Origin of the sequence: Phenylobacterium sp., assembly GCF_016793225.1 — a bacterium.
GTDB lineage: Bacteria > Pseudomonadota > Alphaproteobacteria > Caulobacterales > Caulobacteraceae > Phenylobacterium.
In genome coordinates, this window is sequence record NZ_JAEUMN010000065.1 from 1 (window position 1) to 5,353 (window position 5,353).

Consider the following 5,353-nt stretch of genomic DNA (forward strand, 5'->3'; position numbering starts at 1 on the left):
TGATGTTCGACGGCCTGGCCCGGGGCGACCGCGACTGGCGCGCGGCCCTGGAAGCGTTCCAGCGCGAAGCCGACGCGATCCTGGACCTGATCGCCGACGCCCTGCCGCAGGCCGAGCGCCTGGGCGACGGCGCCTTGCTCACCTGGCTGCACGCCTGCGCATCCACCCGAAGCCATCCGCTCACGCCGCTGGATACCCCCGCGTTCCTCGACGCGGTGCTGGCCGACGAGCCGTTGACCGGGGGCGTCAGCCCGCGGCTGGGCGCGCAGTGGCTGAAGGTGGTCTCCGTGCGCACCTTGCCGGCCGCCACGCGGCCGGGCCTGCTGGATGCGCTCTCTTCTCTGCCGTTCGAGTACCGTTGGACCGCCCGCTGGATCGGCTTGGACAAGGCCGACGGCGAGCGGGAGATCACGCGGCTGCGCAAGCGCTGGTTCGCCAAGCGCAAGGGCGTCGGCGTCCTGCTGCGCGAAGCGATCACCAAGGAAGAGGTCCCGCTCCTCGACACCGACGCGGCCGGCAAGACCGAGGAATGCGACGGAGCTCTGGCGGCGCTCGGCGCCGAGGCCTGCGCCTTCGGCTACCTCACGCTCACGGTCACCATCCTCGACGGCGATCCCGAGCGCGCCGCGGCGAAGGCGCGTGCGGTGGAGATGGCGCTGAACGCCCAGGGCCTTGTGGCTCGGACCGAGGACCTCAATGCGGTGGACGCCTGGCTGGGCTCGCTCCCGGGCGAGCCCTATGCCGACGTCCGCCGCCCCCTCGTCAGCACCCTGAACCTGGCCGACCTCCTGCCGGTGTCGGCCGTCTGGGCCGGACTCGTGCGCGACGCCTGCCTGGGCGGCCCGCCGCTGGCGGTGGCGCGGACCACGGGTTCGACGCCGTTCCGGCTGGTCCTGCACGTCGGCGACGTCGGCCACGCCATGGTCGTCGGCCCCACGGGAGCCGGCAAGAGCGCCCTGCTGTCCTTCCTGGCGCTGCAGTGGTTCCGATATCCCGACGCCCGCGTCGTCTTCCTCGACAAGGGCCGCAGCGCGCGGGCCGCCACTCTGGCCTGCGGCGGCGCCTGGCGGGCGCTGGAACCGGGTGCGGAGATCGCGTTGCAGCCGCTCGCCCGCGTGGATCAGCCGGTGGAGCGCGCCTGGGCGGCAGAGTGGATCGAGGACGCGACGGCCAAGGCCGGCGTGGAGATTACGCCGCGGCTGCGCGAGGAGGTCTGGACCGCTCTGGGCGCCTTGGCCGACGCCCCTCTTGAACAGCGCTCGATGACCGTGTTCTGCGCGCTCGTGCAGGATCGGGCCGTCGCCGCGGCGCTGGAACCGCTGACCTTGAAGGGTCCGCACGGCAGCCTGCTAGACGGCGCCGGGACCGCGTTGCGCGAAACCTGCTTCGACACCTTCGAGCTCGAGACCCTGATGGCGACGCGCTCGGCGCTGGCGCCAGTGCTCGCCGCCCTCTTCCACGAACTCGAACGCGGCTTCGACGGCCGCCCCACGCTGCTCGTGCTCGATGAGGCCTGGCTGTTCCTGGACGACACCGCCTTCGCCGCGAAGATCCGCGAGTGGCTGAAGACGCTGCGCAAGAAGCGCGTGGCGGTGGTGTTCGCCACGCAGTCCCTGGAGGACGTCGCGGCCTCCTCGATCGCCGCCAGCCTGATCGAGTCCTGTCCGACCCAGGTGTTCCTGCCGAACCCGCGGGCGCTCGAGCCCGCCTCCGCGCCGCTCTACCAGGGCTTCGGTTTGAACCGCCGCCAGCTCGAGCTCATCGCGTTCGCGACGCCCAAGCGCGCCTACTACTGGCGACAGCCTCAGGGGCGGCGGCTCTTCGACCTGAAGCTCTCCGGCGTCGGGCTCGCCCTCTGCGGCGCCTCCTCGCCCAACGACCAGGCGCTCATCGACCAAGTTCTCGCCCGCGTCGGACCGGAGGGGTTCGTGCGCGCCTTCCTCGCAGCCAAGGGATTCAACCATGTGGATTCGCTCTTCGATGCGCTCGCCGAGCCGCCGCTCGCGGCGGAATAGCTGGGTGGCGGCCATCGCCCCGCTCATCCTCGGACTGGCCGCCTGCTCCGAGCCGAAGCCCGCCCAGGCCCAGCAGGTGGTCTTCGATCCCAAGAACCATCTGGAGAACGCGCTGCAGGCGGCCCGCCAGCTGGAGAGCCTCGCCAACGAGGCGCGCAGCCTGGCCAACGAGGCCCGCCAACTGGCGAGGTCGCCGTACAGCCACCTCACCGAGACGTCCGACACGCTGCGCGACATCGGCGACCTGGCCCGCTCGGTGCGGGGCGTGGCCGGCGACGTGCAGGGCCTGCAACGCGATTTCGAGAAGATCTATCCCACGGCCGTCGATGGCCTCGATCCGCGCCGCGCCCTCGAACAGGCCACGGCGCGCAACACTCAAGCCCGCGAGACCGCCCAGGACCTGGCGCGCACGGCGGCCGAGCTCGAGCGGCTGAGCCGCGGCCGCAACGGGCGTCTCGCTGGCGCGATTACGGCCAGCCAGGGCGCCGACGGCCAGACCGCCGCGATCCAGTCCTCCACCCAGGTGCTGGCGGTCCTGGCCGAAGACCTGGGTTCGATGCGCACGCTGCTGATGGCGCAGTCACGGCTGCTGGCCGCCGAGAGCGCGCGCCGCGCCGCCGAACGCGCCGCCGGGGCCGAGGCGCGCCGGCAGTTCTGGGGCCGCCAGGGCGCGGCCCCGGCGAACCCGGACTTCGATCCGTACTCCCCCGCCCGCCGGTGAGCGCTCGCTATGGCCGATGCCAGCATGCAAACCCCGAACGACCTGATGGTCGTGTTCTCGAACACGATCTCGTCGGGCTTCGCGGCGCTTCAGGGTCCGGTCAACGGCGTCTTCGGCCTGATGATCGCCCTCGTGGTGGCTCTCACCGGCATTCAGTGGGCGCTTTCGTCCAACCGTGAGGTCCTCGCCGCGGGCTTCGGCAAGGTGCTGCTGATCGGGGCGTTCGCCTACATGATCAACGATTGGGAGCGGCTCAGCCTGGTCGTCCAATCAGGCTTCGTGGACCTCGGCCTCACCGCCGGCGGCGGCAGCCTCTCCCGCGCCGATTTCCTGAACCCTGGCGCCATTCTCCAGCAGGGCTGGGAGATCGTGAAGGCGCTGGGCGAGACGCCGGCGCCGATCAACAACCCTCTCGACGTCGCGGGCAACCTCACCGACGCCCTGATCCTAGGCCTCGCAATGATCGGCATCATGCTCGCGTTCGCGGTGCTGGCGCTGCAGATCATCGTCACCCTGCTCGAGTTCAAGATCGTGACGCTCGGCGGCTTCGTGCTGCTGCCCTTCGGGATCTGGTCGAAGTCGTCCTTCCTCGCCGAACGGCCGCTGGGCTTCGTGGTCTCCTCGGGCCTGAAGGTCCTGGCGCTGGCCATCGTGGTGTCGGGCGCGCGGTCGGTGTTCGATCAGCTGCAGCCCTCCGCCAACCCGGACCTCTACGAGGCGCTGGCGATCCTGGCGGCCTCGCTGCTGCTGGCGATGCTGGCGCTGTTCATCCCGAACCTCGCCTCGGCGCTCGTCACCGGCGGACCCGCCCTCGCCGCCGGTTCGGCCGCGGCCGGCGCCCTGGCGGTCGGCGGCGCCGCCGCAGCGGCCGTTGCGGGAGTCACCGGGCTCGGCGCCGCGGCGGCGCGCTTCGCGGGTCCCAGCCGCGCGGCTGCCGGCGCGAGCCAGGGCCGGGCGCCCAACGCCCCAGGGTCCGGACCGCCCCGGCCCTCCAACGACAACCCACCGCGCGGCCCAGGTCCGGGCCTCGGCGGTGGCCGCACGCCTCCGGGTATGGGGGAAAGCGCCGCGCGGCGGACGCCGCAGGGCTCCGGTTCCTCGCCCCCGTCCGATGCCCCGCGGGACGAGGGCGTGCCGCCGGCCCCATCGGCAGCCACCGCCGGTGAGGGCGAAGCCGCCCGCCGCGACTTTCATCGGGCGCTGGAAGCCGAGCGCCGTCCTGCCGTGCGTCCGGCGCGATCTGGGCGGGCCGCGGCGCTGCAGGCCTTCTTCGTCGCCAACGCGGGCCGCGCCCTGCTGCCTGGCAACGAGTCGTCCGGCGCGCTCGCCCCGCAACTGAAGGACGAGGAGCCTTAGACCCCATGCATCCCTTCTTCCGTCCGAAACGCGCCCTGTCGGCGACCCCTGAAGCCACGCCCTACCAGCGCGCGGGCCAGGTCTGGGACGATCGCATGGGCCTCAGCCTGGCGCATGCCCGCAACTGGCGGCGCATGGCCTTCGCGAACCTCGTCATCGCCGCCGCCCTCGGCGCCGGCTGGTGGATGCAGGCGCAGCAGGCGGTGGTGAAACCGTTCGTGGTCGAGGTGAGCCAATGGGGCCAGACCCAGCGGATCACCGCGCTCGACGGACACTACGAGCCGACGCAGGCCCAGATCGGCCATGCGCTCGCCGGCTGGGTCCGCGATGTGCGCGCCAAATCCGTCGACCCGGTGGTGATCCGCCAGAACTGGCTCGCCGCCTACGACCTGGTGACGCCGAAGGCGGCGGGCTTCCTGAACGCCTGGGCCCAGGCCCACGACCCGTTCGCCGAGGTCGGCCGCGAGGCGGTCAACGTCGAGATCCTCAACGTCGTGCGCCGCAGCGGCCGCACGTATGACCTACAATGGCGAGAGACCCGCTTCGTCAATGGACAGCAGGCCGGCCAGACCCGCTGGCGCGCGTTGATCACCTTCAAGCTGCAGCCTCCCAAGACCGAAGCAGAGCTGCTCAAGAACCCCCTCGGCATCCGCATAGAGGACGTGTCATGGACGCCCGACGCCTCCTGATCCTGGCCGCCGCCGGCCTGTCCCTGGCCGCCTGCAGCACCTTGCCGCACCTTGCCCTGCGGCCCGCAGCGCCGGGGCCCATCGAGCCCGCGAAGACGGCCGAGGCGCGTTCCGAGCCGACCGCGCTCACGAGCCCGACAGCCCCGCTGACGTCGCTGCAAGTCGAGGCCCGCGCGTTCGCGACCATGGACCCGATCCCGAACCCGCAGCGGCGGCGCCCGGCGCGCCCCGCGACGGCGGTACGGACCATCCCGCAGTCCGAACCGGGCCGTTCCGGTCGCGCCGCCATCGCCGCCGCCAATGCCTCGGCGCTGGCGACCTCGCGATCGCGGGCCTTCCTCGGGGGCGTCCAGGTCTTCGTCTATGACCCCGGCCGCGTGTACGAGGTGTGGACCGCGCCCCTGCGCGTCACGACGCTCACGCTTTCGCCAGGCGAGACGATCATCTCGAAGGCCGCCGGGGACACGGTCCGGTGGCAGATCGGGGAGACGCAGTCGGGGGAAGGCCCCGGACAGCGGGCCCACGTCATGATCAAGCCGCTGCAGCGGGGCCTCGAGACGAACCTCGTCCTC

5 protein-coding genes are annotated in these 5,353 nt (G+C 72.2%); all 5 read left to right on the top strand.

The features are described 5' to 3' along the window. On the top strand, positions 1–2,015 hold a 2,015-nt coding region (locus JNK30_RS07270), incomplete at its 5' end, for a conjugal transfer protein TrbE (protein WP_293481394.1). 4 nt (positions 2,016–2,019) lie between these two features. Further along, on the top strand, positions 2,020–2,736 hold the full coding sequence (locus tag JNK30_RS07275; RefSeq protein ID WP_293481395.1) for a conjugal transfer protein TrbJ: 717 nt from the start codon (positions 2,020–2,022) through the stop codon (positions 2,734–2,736). A gap of 24 nt (positions 2,737–2,760) precedes the next feature. Continuing rightward, the gene (gene trbL, locus JNK30_RS07280; protein ID WP_293481396.1) at positions 2,761–4,092 is read left to right on the top strand and encodes a P-type conjugative transfer protein TrbL; all 1,332 of its coding nucleotides are present in this window, start codon (positions 2,761–2,763) and stop codon (positions 4,090–4,092) included. 5 nt (positions 4,093–4,097) lie between these two features. Further along, a complete protein-coding gene (gene trbF, locus JNK30_RS07285) occupies positions 4,098–4,781 on the top strand; it encodes a conjugal transfer protein TrbF (RefSeq protein ID WP_293481397.1) in 684 nt (227 codons plus the stop codon). Next, on the top strand, positions 4,760–5,353 hold a 594-nt coding region (locus JNK30_RS07290; RefSeq protein ID WP_293481398.1), incomplete at its 3' end, for a TrbG/VirB9 family P-type conjugative transfer protein. The genes trbF and JNK30_RS07290, both read left to right, overlap by 22 nt.

Excerpts from the sequence above, each read along its gene's own strand:
- trbL (WP_293481396.1), top strand. The coding sequence starts at position 2,761 with ATGCAAACCCCGAACGACCTGATGGTCGTGTTCTCGAACACGATCTCG.
- trbF (WP_293481397.1), top strand. The coding sequence starts at position 4,098 with ATGCATCCCTTCTTCCGTCCGAAACGCGCCCTGTCGGCGACCCCTGAA.